Raw genomic sequence first — 15,812 nt, 5'->3', positions numbered from 1 at the left:
CACTACTGATCTTTTCTTAATGGATAACGATAAACACATCTGGGAAGCTATGAAACGTAATGAAGCGGGTGTTTTACGCTCGCTTTTTGATACGTACTACAAGCCGCTTTGCCATTATTTGCTTCAGTTTACCCAAGACCTTCCAGAGGCTGAGGATATTGTTCAGAACGTATTTTTAAAGCTTTGGGAAAAACGACAAGACCATAACATTAACACCTCTTTAAAGGCTTACTTGTACCGCGCAGCTTATTATGGTTATATAGATAAATATAGGAAAGAAAAACGACATTTTGATTTTGTGGAGTCGTTTCAAAACGAAATACTTACCTATGAAATAGAGGAAGATAACGGTGTACTGCAGGAACGGATTGCCAAACTGCGATCTGTGATTAATACCTTACCGGATAGTTGCAAGGAAATTTTATTGCTAAGCAAAATGGAGGGCTATAAAAATAAAGAGATTGCCGAACATCTGGGCATTTCTATTAAAACCGTGGAAAGCCAAATTACCATTGCCTTTAAAAAGATACGGGCACACTTTAAAAACGATGATGAGTTGTTGTTGTTTGTGTTATTGGATATGCTACATGATGGTTTTAAATATCCTACTCATTGGGCTCGGTAACCCCCAATACATTATACAGCTGTGCATTGGCATCTAAGTATTTTTTTTGGATTTGAATGCCTTTTAAACTGGCTTCTATTAATTTTTGTTCGCGACTGTTAATGAGGAACAGCGAGCTTTCGCCCAGTTCAAATTTACGTTCTTCGGCATGGAGGAGCGCTTCATAATCGGCCATCACATCCAATACTAAGTCGGCTTGCTGCTCCAAAGACGTGATTTCGGTACGCACGGTTTCTATTTTATTTTGTAAAGTGTAAGACGTAGCATCGCGCTCAAAATTAACGTCCTGCAATTTTAAATTGGCCAGGCGTAATGCGCCCCGTTCGGCTCTTAAAAACAGGGGCAAGCTAATGCTTAGTCCGGCTTTGTAATTATCGGTGGTTAAGGTACTCAGGTCCTCATAATCCTGGGTAAGGAAATTGTAATTGAGCTGCACTTTGGGGAGCAGTTTGTTTTGCTTTAAGAACTGATCCACTTCCAGCGCATTAATTTTAGCATCTAGGCTGCGTATTTTGGGGTGGGTTTCCAGAACGGTTTCCATATCGACCATCAATACCGAAAAGAGCGAGGTTTGCAATACAGCGGTATCGGGCAAGGCTGGTACCATTGTATCCTGTACTACCAACGGCACGCCATCTAGCCACAAATAGTTGCTCACTTCCAGCATGGCTTTTCTACGTTTTAAGCGCGCGGCTTCCAAACCTAAGGCTCTGTTTAAATAGGCTATGCGGGCCTCGGTAGAATCGATAGCTGCTCGGTCGCCTGCCTCTATACTGCGCTTTATGGCATTAAAGCGAACCTTGGCATTATCCATAAAATTTTTATAAAGCTGTTCTTCGTTATAGGCTTCCAACCATTTAAAATAGGCCAGACTGGCCTGGTACAAAACGCGGTTAACCAGCAAATCCCTTTCGGCACGGGTTTGGTTGAGGAAAAAGCGCGCACGTTTTAAATCGGCCATCCGATCGTTTATTAGCAAACCCTGCGCCAGCGAAAAGGACACACCGGCACCATAGATACCCCCTTCGGGCACCGTCAGGCTCGGATCTAGGTAATTGCCTGTATTCTCTTCAAAATTGGCTTTAAACTCAATGCCATACCAAGTGGGTATTTTAAACATGGCATTTAATTGGTCGTAATACTCGGTGCCCTTAAACTTCTTGCGGTCGTAATCCACTTCTATCTTTGGGTCGAAACCACCACGGGCTTGTAACAGGTTGGCCTCTCCCTGACTTAACAGTAAGTTGGCCTGCTTTACCAACGGGTGGTACTTTTTTACATAGCCTAAGTACGCCTCAAAAGCGAACGTATTATCTGTCGCCTCTGCCGTTTGGGCCTGTACATTTTGGTCGTTACCAAACAGTATTACCAAAATAAGAAACACTACAACTAGCCTCATTTCTCTTTTGTTTTTTTGTTATCCTCTACAGGGTTTGGTTGATAATAATCGGGGGGGAACCCATTAAGCTGTCGCCAAATCTCATACCAAATAGGTACGTCTTTTAACAGCGCAATGGTGTAAGCCCCAGAACCCACACGTACATTTTTAGGCCAGGGCTCGGCATCGGCATCGGGCGCTAGAAGAACCCTAAATTTGCCGTTTGGACTTATAAAGGTTTCTACGGCTACCACACGCCCACCGTAGGTACCATATGAAGCATTGGGCCAACCCCTAAAAAATATAGCGGGCCAACCATCAAACTGAATGCGGACCTTCTCTCCGGGATGTATTAACGGTAGGTCTATGGGGTTTACATAGGTTTCTACCGCCAGGTCATATTCCGACGGCATGATGTTTACCAATTGTTCGCCTTCTTTAAAGGTTTCGCCAATACCACCACGAATGGCCTTGTTTATAAAGCCGTTTTGGGGTGCTTTAATATAATACTGGTTACTACGAATTTGGTAGTTAGACGACTGGTTTTCTAGCTTTTGTACTTGGGCTTCGGCTTCAAAGCGGCTGGACTCGGCCGTGAATAAATCGCTGCTGGCCTTGGCAATTTTATCGGTAAATTCTGCATCAATACGGCTTATTTCTACCTGGGCATTGATGACCTCGTTTTGACTGACCAGATATTTGTTTTCGGCCGAGAGGCGCTTGGCTTGGGTTTCCTGTAATTTTAAACGTTTTTGCTCTACATCTACCACCGATTTTAAACCTTCTTCCTGTAGGGTTTGGGTTCGGTTAAACTGGCGCTCGGCAATGGTGAGGTTGGTTTTGGCTGCCTCGTTGTCTATACTATCGCTCTGCACTTTTAAGCGGGCTTGCCGCAATTTGTTTTCGGCTTGCTGAAGCTTAAGTTTACGGGTTTGCTCTAAGGCCAAAATTTGATTGCGTAGCGCACTTATTTTACCTTGATACGATTGTACCGACTGCGACTTGGCATCACGCTGTGCATTGGTACGCTCTACCAAAAGCGGGTCTTGGTATTCGGTCTTGATTTCTGATATATAGAGTATGGTATCGCCCTTTTCTACATAGTCGCCCTCGCGTACATACCAAGCTTCAATACGCCCGGGTATTTGCGATTGAATGGTTTGCGGACGTTGCTCTGGCGTTAATGTGGTTACATGACCGTTGCCCGAAACACTCTGTGTCCAGGGTAAAAACAGGATAATGAGTGTAATAACACCTGCGGCTATTAAAAACCGATTAAAGATTTTATAATAGCGGGGTTTGAAGGCTCTTGCAAAAGCCTTATACCCATCTAAATGCACTTTTTTGCTAAGTTGATTATGCGAAATGTTGAGCATTTTCTAATTTGTTACGTCGTTAGTATCTAATATTAACTGCTTTGTAGCGTACTGTTTCCATAGAGTGCCCTGCGAGGCAACTACAATGGCCCAAGGACGGTTCTTATGTGTGAGATAGTCGATGATTTTTTGTGCATCTTCCGGTTCAAAATTATCCAGCGGATCTTTTAGCAGCAATAACTTAGGGCGATGTACAATGGCACGGGCTATAACAATGCGTTTGGCTACGGTACTCGGAATTTGTTTTCCTTCGGGATATAACAGGGTTTGCAAGCCCTTGGCTTGTCGTTTTACAAAAGTAAGCAAGCCAACACCTTCCAGGACTTCATGAACCTGATCTCTGGAAATAGACGTATCGCCAAAGGTGATGTTCTCTAGAATGGTACCTTCAAATGGTTTTTGTTCTGGTAGCACCTGCCCTATCTGTTTTCTATAATGATTGGGACAAATACCCTTCATAGACGCGTGGTTTACATACAGAGACCCGCTGGTAGGTGCAATTAATCCTGATAAAATTTTCAGCAAGGTGGTTTTACCCGAGCCTGATGGCCCTTCCAGCAGTATACAATCCTTGGCATTTATAGATAGATTGACATTTCTTAAAATGGTAAAGCCATCTTTAGCAACAAATTTAATATCCTCCAACTCTATCTCCAACGGCATATCTACTCCGAAAGGATCAATACCTTCCTGGGGTTCTAATTCCTTATCAACCACCTGCCCTAATTTTTCTAAAGAGGTTAATACATCGTAAAAGGTTTCCAGCCCCGTGATTAATTTCTCTACAGAATTAATGACCAACAGAATGATGATTTCTGCAGCTACGAACTGCCCAATATTCATCCGTTGGTTGAGCACCAACAGCCCTCCAATAACCAGCAATCCGGCAGTGACCAACACCTTAAAAGCCACCATTTGCCCGAATTGCAGCAGCAATATTCTAAAATGGCCCTCTCTGGCTTCGAGGTATTCCGAGGTCAGGTCATCGTTACGGTTCATGGCCAGCGAGGTGTTTCCCGAAAGTTTAAAACTTTGTAATGCACGTGCCACCTCCTGAATCCAATGGGCTACACGGTATTTCTTTTTAGACTCCTCTAAACTGGTAGCGAGCCCCTTTTTTGCTGTGAAACGAAACACCAGATAAATGAGCAATACCAATAACAGCCCGTAGATGATAAAAAACGGGTGGTAGAACGACAGGAGCAACAGGCCGAAAATGATTTGTAAGGCTGCCGTGGGAAAGTCTATTAATATTTTTGAAAGCCCCTTTTGAACGGTCAGTGTGTCAAAGAAGCGATTGGCTAATTCTGGCGGGTAATAACTTTGTAACTCGATTTCTTTAATCTTTGGAAACCGATAGGCAAACTCAAAGGAAGAACGTGTAAATATTTTTTGTTGGATGTTTTCCAATATTCGTATTTGCATGATTTGCAAGCCGCCCTGAAAAGCCACACCAAAGGTTACTAAAATAACCAATACCACCCAAGAGGTTGATACCTGTGCCCCTTGAATAAGATTGATAATTACCTGAATTCCCAATGGCAGGGACAGCGCGACCAAACCTGCGAATATGGCGTATAGTATAATTTGTTTTATATCTCTTTTGTCTAATTGCAACAAACCGATAAACCGTCGCCACGGCGTCATTTTCTCATGCATTATTTTGAACTGTTTAAAGAATGGAACACTAAATGTTTGTAGAACTGTGTAGGTGTCACCTCCTCATGACAATCGGTGATTGTTGGAAAATGTGCCTTTAAAAAATACTGATGCAGCGCGCCCTCTACAATGCTGCTTGCCAAAGACATAGGGTATTGATACTTGGGATTAACCCCTACAATGGCATCTTTAATGCGATTGATAAGGCGCTTGTATATTATAAAAAAGCCTGCTTTATCTTCTGCATCTATTTTCTTGATTAGGAATGACTTTGAATATTCATTCACGATGATTTTATTAAGCTTTTCCTCGTTAATGTGCGAGAAATTAGAATCCTGCACAATGGGTTGGGTAATGACTTCAAGTATCACATCGAGTTTCTTTTCAGCATCGGTGATACTAAAACTATGGAGTACGACCTGATATTCCATAAACGCCCAATACCAAGTTGCAAGGTATAATAGTAGCTTATGTTTGTTCTCAAAATAACGGTATACCGAAGCCTCTGTAGACTGGATATCGGTCGCTAATTTTTTGAAGTTAAACGACTCGAAACCAAACTCGTAAATAAGATCAATGCTTTTAGAGACAATATTTTGACCAAGTGTGGTCGATTCTGGATCCTTGAGGTAGACCTTTTCATTCACTTGGATCTTCCAATTTTTTAATAAATCTTGCATATTTGAAATAATTACACGCAAATATAATAGTATTACTATTATTATGCAATAGGTTTACTAATTTTTAGCTTTTAAAGTATTGTAAGCATGCGTTAAAATAAAGGATTGAGGATTGAAATTTTATAATAGCACTTTTTTAAGGAGGCTTTTTATTAATGAAACCGAACTTAAAATTCCAGACAAATCTGTTTGTAATGTGGCTATAATACCTTAAATTTATTATGCCATTTGCTATAAGCAATAACCATGCGAACAACCTTAATTATATTAATAGGTATTCATGGGGTTATCCATTTATTCGGGTTTCTTAAAGCTTTTAACCTATCTGAGTTTCATGCGATTTCACTGCCCATTACAAAACCCTTTGGTGTGCTTTGGCTAATCACTTTTATTCTTTTTATAATAACCACCATACTGCTATGGATACAATCGGAATATTGGTTGCTACTAGGGCTAATAGGGGTGGTGTTTTCCCAGTTTTTAATACTATACTATTGGCAAGATGCTAAATTTGGAACCCTTTTAAATGCGGTTATACTTATTGCTATAAGCCTTGGCTATACTACATATGCATTTAATAAAACTGTAAATAATGAAATTACAAGCATGCTTAAGCAGGCTCATACACAAACCAACAACACCCTAACCAAAGCGATGATATCGCACTTGCCTGCTGCTGTACAAAACTGGCTACTGCACTGCGGAGCGGTTGGTAAAGAAATGGTGTACCATGTTTATTTGGAACAAGACTTACAAATGTTGTTAAAACCTGGGCAAACCAAGTGGATCCCAGCCAAAGCCAAGCAATATTTCACCATAGATCCCCCAGCCTTTAATTGGTCGGTTAACCTTAAGATGAATCCGCTAACACCTATGGTGGGGCGCGACCAATTTAAAAATGGACAAGGCCGTATGACCATTAAGTTGTTTTCGGCCTTTACCATAGCCGATGCTAAAAATAGTAAAAACATCAACCAAGCTACCTTGCAACGCTATTTGGCTGAAATGGTTTGGTTTCCTGCCGCAGCTTTAAGTCCGTATGTAACCTGGGAATCCATAGATAATACCGTTGCCAAAGCTACCATGACCTACAACGGGACAACAGGTTCGGGTATGTTTTACTTTGACAATACAGGTCTTTTTAAAAAGTTTGTGGCAATGCGCTACAAGGACACCAAAGATACCACTCCTACCCAATGGACGGTAACGGCCTTGGCCCATAAAACGCATAATGGCATAACAATACCCGTAGCATTAAAAGCCGATTGGGAATTGGATAACGGCCAATGGACCTGGTTAAAACTAAGTGTAACCAACATTGCTTATAATTAATGCATTGCACGAACTTTGCCTCTTTGCGTCTTTGAACTTTATAACACTATGAATAGAAACAAAAAACTTGAAACAATAAACACTAAAACCTTATATTTGCACAAAAATTTAGACATCCTTTTATGGGGAAATTAGTAATTGTTGGCACCTTAGCTTTTGATGCTATTGAAACGCCTTTCGGGAAAACCGATAAAATACTTGGTGGTGCAGCAACTTTTATAGGCCTTTCGGCAGCACATTTTAACGTAGACATAGCTGCGGTATCAATTGTGGGCGACGATTTTCCTCAAGATTATTTAGACTTATTAGCAAATAAAAACATCAACCTTTCGGGCGTTGATATTGTTAAAGGCGGTAAAACCTTTTTTTGGAGCGGACGCTACCATAACGATATGAACACGCGCGACACCTTAGTGACCGAGCTTAATACGCTTGCCGATTTTAACCCAAAGGTTCCCGAAAGTTACCGGGATGCCAATGTGGTGATGTTAGGAAATCTACATCCAATCGTCCAACTAAGCGTGCTGGAACAAATGACACAAAAACCCAAAATGGTTATTTTAGATACCATGAACTATTGGATGGACTGTGCTTTGGACGACCTGCACCGGGTGATTAAAAAAGTTGATGTGATTACCATAAACGACGAAGAAGCCAGACAACTAACTGGGGAGTATTCCTTAGTGGTAGCTGCCAGGAAAATACATACCATGGGCCCTAAGTATGTAGTGATTAAAAAAGGAGAACACGGTGCCCTGTTGTTCCACAACGACCATGTGTTTTATGCACCAGCATTGCCATTGGAAGTGGTTTTTGACCCAACGGGAGCTGGCGATACTTTTGCTGGAGGCTTTGCGGGGTATATTGCCAAAACGGGCGACACCTCGTTTGAGAATATGAAGAATGCCGTAATTTACGGGTCTACACTGGCATCGTTCTGTGTTGAGAAATTTGGTACCGAACGTATGCAGAGTTTATCGAATAGCGAGGTCCATAAGCGCCTTTTAAAGTTTAAGGAACTAACGCAATTTGAAGTAACATTAACATAACACAGCGCGCTCTTAAAACGAGTGCGTTTTTAATATAACCTATAGGCAAATAGGTGCAAAAATTAAAATAGAGCTAAAATGAGTGATGCTTTAAAACATGAATGTGGAATTGCGGTGATACGATTGTTAAAACCGCTGGAATATTATAAGGAAAAATACGGCAGTGCCTTTTATGGGGTTAACAAAATGTACCTAATGATGGAAAAACAGCACAATCGTGGCCAAGACGGTGCTGGGTTTGCCAGTATTAAGTTAGATACCAAGCCCGGCGAACGTTATATAAGCCGTATACGCTCGGTACAGCAGCAACCCATTCAGGATATTTTTGCCCAAATAAACCAACGCATTAATAAGGAATTTGCCGAACACCCCGAGTATGCCGAAGATGTAGCCATGCAAAAAAAGCACATTCCCTATATAGGTGAGGTGCTATTGGGCCATGTACGTTATGGTACTTTTGGCAAGAACAGTGTAGAAAGTGTGCACCCCTTTTTAAGGCAGAACAACTGGATGCACCGAAACCTTATTATGGCCGGAAACTTTAACATGACCAATGTTAGGGAGCTGTTCAATAACCTCATCACCCTAGGACAGCACCCTAAAGAATATACCGACACTATTACCATCATGGAGAAAATTGGACATTTCCTGGACGATGCGGTAAGCAAGATTTATAAGAACGTAAAAAAAGAAGGGTATAATAAAATGCAGGCATCGCCCTTAATTGCAGAGCGCTTGAATGTAGCCAAGATATTAAGAAAAGCCGCTAAAAACTGGGATGGTGGCTATGCTATGGCTGGTCTTATTGGCCATGGCGATTCGTTTGTTTTGCGCGACCCTGCTGGTATTAGACCTGCCTATTACTATAAAGATGATGAGGTAGTCGTTATTGCCTCCGAACGCCCTGTAATACAAACGGTATTTAATGTGAAGTTTGAGGATGTACAGGAACTGGACCCCGGCCATGCCATCATTACCAAAAAGTCTGGAGCCGTATCCATTAAAAAGATACTGGAGCCGTTAGAGCGTAAATCCTGCTCTTTTGAACGCATTTACTTTTCTAGGGGAAGTGACGCCGAAATCTATCAAGAACGAAAAATGCTTGGTAAATTGTTAATGCCCAAAGTATTGGATGCCATTGATAGTGATACCAAGAATACCGTGTTCTCTTATATTCCCAATACGGCCGAAACTTCGTTTTTTGGTATGATTGAAACCGCCGAAGCCTCGTTGAACAAAAAGAAAACAGCAGCTATTTTAAGCGGACAACGATCTATTTCGGCCCAGAAAGTCACCGAGATCCTATCAGAACATATCCGTATAGAAAAAATAGCCATCAAGGACGTTAAACTAAGAACCTTTATTACCGAAGATAGTAGCCGGGACGATCTGGTAGCACACGTTTATGATGTTACCTATGGCGTTATTAAGCCTACCGACAACTTGGTGATTATAGACGATAGTATTGTACGCGGCACCACCTTAAAGAAAAGTATCTTAAGAATGCTGGATCGTCTAAACCCCAAGAAAATTATTGTGGTATCGTCGGCTCCGCAAATACGCTATCCCGATTGTTATGGTATTGATATGGCCAATTTGGAGAGTCTGGTAGCCTTTAGGGCCGCTTTAGAATTGCTTAAAGAAGCTAACAACTATGACATTGTAGAGGCCGTTTATAAGAAATGTGTAGAGCAAACTGACCTGGATGACAAATATGTGCAGAATTTTGTAAAGGAAATATATGATCCTTTTACTGATGAACAAATATCTGATAAAATTGCCGAGCTTTTAAGTCCGGAAGACATCAATGCTGAGGTTAAGATTATATTCCAACCTGTTGAAAACCTACATAAAGCCTGTCCAAAACACTTGGGTGACTGGTATTTTACAGGCAATTATCCAACCGTTGGAGGGAACCGCGTTGTGAACAGAGCTTTTATTAATTTTTATGAAGGTAATAAGGAACGTGCCTATTAATTTTGTTTTTATCAATTTGAGATATTCAAAATAAACAAAAACACATTTTATCTGAAAAATTTACGTTTTATCTGAAAAAAATGCGTTTCATCTAAAAAATAATCAGAATACCTAAAATACATCTAAATTGGTCTCACCATAACATAAGTAGGTTAAGTTCATGGTAGATTTGGGGCAAAAAAAGGTGAACACTTGTTCGCCTTTTTTTATGCGTTTTTGTTTCGTAATGCACCCGTTCTAAACCAGACGCATCACATTTCAAAATCTAACCTAAAAATCGCTTAAGCCAAAATATACGCCGTTTAACTAATTTATTTTAGCAATCTATATCACCATTCTATATTTGAATCACCATAACATAAGTAGGTTAAGTTTATGGTAGATTTGGGGCAAAAAGGTGGACACTCGTCCACCTTTTTATTTTTTCAATACTTTTTAAACAGCTATTCTTTTAAAGCTTTAATAACACCCACAAAAAAATCGCCCAGACACATGTTCCAGGCGATTTGAGCTCCCCAAATTTGAGGGAACAATTTTCAAAAAAGGTTTCTTTATTTCGCTGCTGCGTAACGTTTTTCTACTTCGTTCCAGTTAATAACGCTAAAAAACGCTTTAATATAGTCGGGACGACGGTTTTGGTAATTTAGGTAATACGCATGTTCCCAAACGTCAATTCCTAAAATGGGTGTACCGCCACAACCAACACCGGGCATTAATGGATTGTCTTGGTTAGGGCTCGAGCAAACTTCTACTTTGCCGCCTTTGTGCACACATAACCAAGCCCATCCAGACCCAAAACGGGTAGCTGCAGCTTTGCTAAATGCATCTTTAAACGCATCAACCGACCCGTAAGCCGCTTCGATAGCATCTTTTAATTCTCCAGATAAATACCCTTTGCCTTCTGGGTTCATCACCTCCCAAAACAACGCGTGGTTATAAAAACCGCCACCATTGTTTCTTACGGCTGCATTGCTCATGTCTAGATTAGTAAGGATATCTTCAATAGATTTTCCTTCTAAATCGGTTCCTTCAATAGCAGCATTTAAATTGTTTGTATATCCTTGGTGGTGTTTTGTGTGGTGTATTTCCATAGTGCGAGCATCAATGTGAGGCTCTAAAGCATCATACGCATATCCTAATTTCGGTAATTCGAAAGCCATAGTTTTTTGTTTTAATTATTAGTATTTATTTTCTTTTTCAAATTTACGGATTTACAGACAAAAGACCTCAATTAAAAATAATTAATTGTTATCAAATCATTGATAGTTTTTATCTTGTATGCAAATTTTAAAACACATGCCACATAACCATGCTTTTACAATTTACAGTGCTTCTGCGGGGAGTGGCAAAACATTTACCCTGGTAAAGGAGTATTTAAAAATTTTATTACTGGCCAATAACCCCGATACTTTTAAACGTATTTTGGCCATTACATTTACCAATAAGGCCGTTGGTGAAATGAAAGACCGCATTGTTGATACTTTAAAAGCGTTTTCCAATCCCGCTATTTTATCGCACCCCAATAGCATGTTTAGCACTATGTGCAACGAATTGCCGTTGGATGCCCCTACCATCCATAAAAAATCACAGGCCTTGTTAAATACCATTATGCATAATTATGCAGCCTTTGATGTATCTACCATAGACGGCTTTACACATAAACTAATTCGCACCTTTGCACACGATTTAAGACTGCCCCTGAATTTTGAGGTAGAGCTAGACCAAGAAGCCCTATTACAAGAAGCGGTGGACAGCCTAATTGCCAAAGCCGGTACTGATGAAGCACTTACTAAAGTATTGGTGGAATTTGCCATTGAAAAGGCCGATGACGATAAGAGTTGGGATGTGGCGTACGACTTTAACAATATTGCCAAACTGCTGGTTAGCGAAAGCGACATGCCCTTTATTGAAACCCTAAAAGAGAAAACCCTATCGGATTTTAAACAGCTTAAAACCCAATTAAAAAAAGATATTACAGCTACCGAAGGAACGATTACTAAAAATGCCCAAGCCGCTTTAACGCTTATTGATGAAGCCGGCCTAGAGCATGCTGATTTTTCTAGGGGCACGCTGCCCAACCATTTTAAAAAAGCAGCCGATTTGCTTTTGGATGGACTTTACAACAATAAACTTGAAGAAAACATCATAGAACGAAAAGGGCTTTACAATAAAACCCTAAATCCGGATCTGGCCCATACCATAGATCAATTATTGCCAGAAATTGAAAGGCTTTACAAAACGGTTAAGCAAGCCGTGTTCCATCTTAAATTCTTGAAAGCCTTTTACAAGAACATCACCCCCCTATCGGTTTTAAATGCCATTAACAAAGAGTTGATTACCTTAAAACTAGACCAGAATAAAATGCTTATCTCTGAATTTAACACCATTATAAGTAATGAGATAAAAAACCAGCCCACTCCTTTTATTTACGAACGTATTGGTGAAAAGTTCAAGCATTATTTTATTGATGAGTTTCAGGACACCTCGGTAATGCAATGGCATAATTTAATGCCACTATTGCACAATGCACTGTCTGCCGAAAAAGGAACTACCCTGCTGGTAGGCGATGCCAAACAAGCCATTTACCGATGGCGGGGCGGTAAGGCCGAACAGTTTATTGGCCTAGTTAACAATGAAAACCCTTTTTATGTTGATAAGGCCCTAAAAAACCTACCTCACAATTTTAGGAGTTCGCAAGACATTGTAGCTTTTAATAATGGCTTTTTTGAGTTTTTGGGTCAGCAGGTATTTAGCAACAACACCTACCAAGACCTTTATGAACATGCGCACCAAGAACCCAACAAAACAACCCAGGGCTATGTGGAATTAACGTTTTTAGAAATAGGCCGGGAGGATGACCGGGATGCTCTTTACTGCAACCGTGTTTTAGAAACCATAACCCAATGCTTAAACAATGGATTTGCCTTAGAGGACGTGTGCATATTGGTACGCAAGAAAAAAGAAGGTGTGGCAATTGCCAACTACTTAAGTGCCAAAAACATCCCCATTGTGTCTTCAGAAACCTTGCTGATTGGGAATGCCCCTGAAGTGATTTTTGTAAATCATGTTTTGGCTTTGTTACTACAACCTAAAAACAATGAAATAAAAATTGCAGTACTAGCATTTTTGGCCTCGCATTTTAACATAACTAACAAGCATGCCTTTTTTGAGGCACACTTAAACCTTAATATAGCACCTCTTTTTAAAAGCTTTGAAAGTTATGGTGTTTTTACAGACAGCTTTAAGATATTACAGCTTCCTTTATATGATTTGGTGGAAACCATTATTAGGGATTTTAAATTGGCAAATACCTCTAATGCTTATATTCAGTTTTATTTGGATGTGGTCTTGGATTTTTCACAGAAAAAAGGCTCTGATATACCCGCTTTCTTAGACTATTTTAATAAGAAGCAGGACAGCTTGAGCATTGTATCGCCCAAAGGGCAAAATGCGGTTCAGATTATGACCATACATAAATCTAAAGGACTGGAGTTTCCCGTGGTTATTTTTCCTTATGCCGATTTGGATATTTACAGAGCGCAAGACCCCAAGGTATGGTTTCCAATTGATGCAAGTGCCTACCAAGGCTTTTCGCATACTTTGCTGAATTTTAATAAAGACCTGGAACAGTTTGGTGATGTGGGCCAGGACATTTTCAATACGTACCAATCGGAACAGGAACTGGACAACATCAATTTACTTTACGTCTCCTTAACACGAGCCATAAACCAACTGTTTGTTATTTCAAAAAAAGACATCACGGCAAAAGGCGCAGTAAACACCAATAAATATTCGGGATTGCTCATTGCTTACCTGCAACATTTGGAACTTTGGAACCCGATGCAAGCAACCTACAGTTTTGGAACCCCACAAACAGTTAAACAGCAAGAAGCTACCGTTACCCAAGTAACCACTCAAGACACATTTATATCTACCCCAAAAGAAAGCCACAACATTAAAGTAGTTACCAAATCGGGGCTGTTATGGGACACCAATCAACAAGACGCCATTGAAAAAGGGAATTTAATCCATAACATCATGTCTAAAATAAAAACAAAAGACGATGTAAGCTTTGTAATGCAGGATTTTCTAAGCACAAATGCCATTCACAGCAAACAAGCAACCCTTTTAGAACAAACCGTTTATGCTATAGTAACCCACCCAGAACTGACGCCTTACTACAGTGCCGATAATACCGTGTATAACGAAAGAGATATTATTACCCAAGAAGGCGTAGTTTTAAGACCTGATAGGGTGGTTTTAAACAGCAAAAACGATGCTGTTATTATTGATTATAAAACCGGAGCAGAAGACAAAAAACATGAACAACAACTGCAGTTATACCAAGATGTTTTAGAGCGTATGCACAAAAATGTTAAAAAAAGGTTACTTGTTTATATAAATGATGATATTAAAGTAAAAGAAGTGTAGTTTTGCAAAAAACACAATAATATGTACAATAAATTACAAAAACACTTGCAAAACGAGCTTCAGGACATAAAAAATAATGGACTTTATAAAGAAGAGCGTATTATTACTTCTGCTCAAGGTGCCGAAATAACATTAAATACAGGCGAAACCGTTTTAAACTTTTGTGCAAACAATTATTTAGGATTATCATCCCATCCAGACGTTATACAAGCGGCCAAGGATACTATGGATACCCATGGATTTGGGATGTCGTCCGTTCGATTTATTTGTGGAACCCAAGATATCCATAAAACACTGGAGCAAAAGATTGCAGACTTCTACCAAACCGAAGATACCATTCTTTATGCTGCTGCTTTTGATGCTAATGGCGGTGTTTTTGAGCCCCTTTTAACTGCTGAAGATGCTATTATTTCAGATTCTTTAAACCATGCATCTATAATTGACGGGGTACGTTTGTGCAAAGCTGCCAGATACCGCTATGAAAATAGTAATATGGCCGATTTGGAAACACAATTGAAAGCCGCTAACGATAATGGCGCACGCTTTAAGATTATTGTAACCGACGGGGTATTTTCTATGGATGGTTTAGTAGCCCCTTTGGATAAAATATGTGACCTAGCCGACAAATATGATGCCTTGGTGATGATTGATGAGTGCCATGCTGCCGGATTTATTGGAGAAACAGGCCGAGGTACCCTTGAAGAAAAAGACGTTATGGGCCGTATAGATATTATTACCGGAACTCTAGGGAAAGCTTTGGGCGGTGCTATGGGAGGCTATACAACCGGTAAAAAAGAGATTATAGACATGCTACGCCAACGTTCTAGACCTTATCTATTCTCTAACTCGCTGGCACCTGCTATTGTGGGGGCTTCTATAAAAGTTTTTGAGATGCTTTCCAGCAATACCGAATTAAGGGATGCCCTGGAGTGGAATACCAATTATTTTAAAAAGGGTATGAAAGAAGCCGGATTTGATATTATTGATGGCGATTCGGCCATAGTTCCTGTAATGCTTTATGATGCCAAGTTATCGCAAACCATGGCGAATATGCTTTTAGAAAAGGGTATTTATGTAATAGGATTCTTTTTTCCTGTAGTTCCAAAGGAAAAAGCAAGGATACGCGTACAATTGTCTGCCGCCCACACTAAAGCACATTTAGACAAGGCCATACTGGCATTTACTAAAGTAGGCAAGGCTTTGAACATTATTTAAAATCACTCCGAACTAGTAGTAAATAAACGAAATCTTCATTTTTTTTATATATTTGTCTTTGTTAATAAAATTTAACAACTTACTTTTGTT

11 protein-coding genes are annotated in these 15,812 nt (G+C 40.1%); 6 read left to right on the top strand and 5 right to left on the bottom strand.

Annotated features, from left to right (window positions below):
• Positions 1–19: 19 nt before the first annotated feature.
• Positions 20–625, top strand: coding sequence for an RNA polymerase sigma factor (locus AC5SR4_RS06765; protein ID WP_495358777.1), 606 nt, complete (start codon positions 20–22; stop codon positions 623–625).
• Here AC5SR4_RS06765 and AC5SR4_RS06760 read toward each other — a convergent pair.
• The 4 genes from AC5SR4_RS06760 to AC5SR4_RS06745 are packed head-to-tail and all read right to left on the bottom strand — an operon-like array spanning position 606 to position 5,718.
• A complete protein-coding gene (locus tag AC5SR4_RS06760) occupies positions 606–2,024 on the bottom strand; it encodes a TolC family protein (RefSeq protein ID WP_495358776.1) in 1,419 nt (472 codons plus the stop codon). The two genes, AC5SR4_RS06765 and AC5SR4_RS06760, sit on opposite strands and share 20 nt — an antisense overlap.
• Positions 2,021–3,379: an HlyD family secretion protein gene (locus AC5SR4_RS06755; RefSeq protein ID WP_495358775.1), complete on the bottom strand. Its 1,359-nt coding sequence runs from the start codon at positions 3,377–3,379 to the stop codon at positions 2,021–2,023. Before AC5SR4_RS06755 ends, AC5SR4_RS06760 begins: the two co-directional genes overlap by 4 nt.
• Positions 3,380–3,382: 3 nt before the next feature.
• Positions 3,383–5,038, bottom strand: a complete 1,656-nt coding sequence (locus tag AC5SR4_RS06750) for a peptidase domain-containing ABC transporter (RefSeq protein WP_495358774.1) — start codon at positions 5,036–5,038, stop codon at positions 3,383–3,385.
• Positions 5,038–5,718, bottom strand: coding sequence for a TetR/AcrR family transcriptional regulator (locus AC5SR4_RS06745; protein ID WP_495358773.1), 681 nt, complete (start codon positions 5,716–5,718; stop codon positions 5,038–5,040). Before AC5SR4_RS06745 ends, AC5SR4_RS06750 begins: the two co-directional genes overlap by 1 nt.
• A 246-nt stretch (positions 5,719–5,964) precedes the next feature.
• Here AC5SR4_RS06745 and AC5SR4_RS06740 point away from each other — a divergent pair, with 246 nt between their 5' ends.
• The 3 genes from AC5SR4_RS06740 to AC5SR4_RS06730 all read left to right on the top strand — a co-directional run bounded on the left by AC5SR4_RS06740 (position 5,965) and on the right by AC5SR4_RS06730 (position 10,076).
• On the top strand, positions 5,965–7,050 hold the full coding sequence (locus AC5SR4_RS06740; protein WP_495358772.1) for a DUF6544 family protein: 1,086 nt from the start codon (positions 5,965–5,967) through the stop codon (positions 7,048–7,050).
• 122 nt (positions 7,051–7,172) lie between these two features.
• Positions 7,173–8,099 (top strand): PfkB family carbohydrate kinase, encoded by a 927-nt coding sequence (locus AC5SR4_RS06735; protein ID WP_495358771.1) that lies wholly within the window; start codon positions 7,173–7,175, stop codon positions 8,097–8,099.
• 78 nt (positions 8,100–8,177) lie between these two features.
• A complete protein-coding gene (locus AC5SR4_RS06730) occupies positions 8,178–10,076 on the top strand; it encodes an amidophosphoribosyltransferase (protein ID WP_495358770.1) in 1,899 nt (632 codons plus the stop codon).
• 551 nt (positions 10,077–10,627) lie between these two features.
• Here the strand turns inward: AC5SR4_RS06730 and AC5SR4_RS06725 are convergent.
• Complete coding sequence (locus AC5SR4_RS06725) at positions 10,628–11,236, bottom strand: superoxide dismutase (protein ID WP_495358769.1); 609 nt, start codon at positions 11,234–11,236, stop codon at positions 10,628–10,630.
• A gap of 136 nt (positions 11,237–11,372) precedes the next feature.
• Here AC5SR4_RS06725 and AC5SR4_RS06720 point away from each other — a divergent pair, with 136 nt between their 5' ends.
• On the top strand, positions 11,373–14,507 hold the full coding sequence (locus AC5SR4_RS06720; RefSeq protein WP_495358768.1) for a UvrD-helicase domain-containing protein: 3,135 nt from the start codon (positions 11,373–11,375) through the stop codon (positions 14,505–14,507).
• A 21-nt stretch (positions 14,508–14,528) separates the two neighbouring features.
• Positions 14,529–15,722, top strand: coding sequence for a glycine C-acetyltransferase (gene kbl / locus AC5SR4_RS06715; protein ID WP_495358767.1), 1,194 nt, complete (start codon positions 14,529–14,531; stop codon positions 15,720–15,722).
• The last annotated feature ends 90 nt before the right edge of the window (positions 15,723–15,812 follow it).

The organism is Aestuariibaculum scopimerae (genome assembly GCF_059428085.1).
This window is presented reverse-complemented; position numbering and strand designations above follow the sequence as displayed.